Source organism: Oleiphilus sp. HI0067 (assembly GCF_001635735.1).
Genome location: NZ_LWFI01000182.1, coordinates 1 through 677, shown reverse-complemented (window position 1 = coordinate 677; position 677 = coordinate 1). Strand labels below are relative to the sequence as shown.

Here is a 677-nt window from a genome sequence, read left to right as displayed (position 1 = left end):
TTCTTCAATTAATGTGCAGACCCAATAAGCTTGGCGACCCTCTTCGCAGATAGACTGTACGCGACTGAGGATGTCCTGACGTCGTGTGTCTGGCAGCACAAAGGTCTCTATGGCTTGTCTGCCGGCGGGTAGCTCGTCAATGACTGAGGTGTCTAGGTCGGCATAGGCACTCATTGCGAGCGTTCGCGGAATAGGGGTGGCCGTCATAATGAGCTGATGAGGTGTTGTGTTTTGCTTGCCTTTGTTTTTTAACGCTAAGCGCTGATGAACACCAAAGCGATGTTGTTCATCGATGATCGCTAATCCCAGTTCAGCAAATTGCACATCCTCTTGAAATAAAGCGTGTGTTCCGACCACTACTTGCGCTGATCCGTCTGCGATGCTGATAAGTTCTTGCTCACGTTTCTTTCCTTTCACTTTGCCGCTAAGCCAGCCAACCCTTATACCTAAGGGTGCAAGCCACGACTTGAAATTAGCATAGTGTTGTTCAGCAAGAATTTCGGTTGGCGCCATGAACGCGACTTGATGACCGTGGGACACTGCGCGCAACGCGGCTAGTGCTGCAACAACAGTTTTTCCAGAACCGACATCCCCTTGGACGAGCCTTAGCATTGGGAATGAATGAGATAAGTCGCCAGCAATTTCATCGCTAACACGTTGTTGGGCTCCCGTTAGCG

Annotated in this window: 1 protein-coding gene; it reads right to left on the bottom strand. The window is 50.2% G+C overall.

Features of this window, described 5'->3' with window-relative positions; all coding sequences use genetic code 11:
* A partial coding sequence (locus A3739_RS02445; protein ID WP_156502272.1) for a DEAD/DEAH box helicase occupies window positions 1-677 on the bottom strand: 677 nt, incomplete at both ends.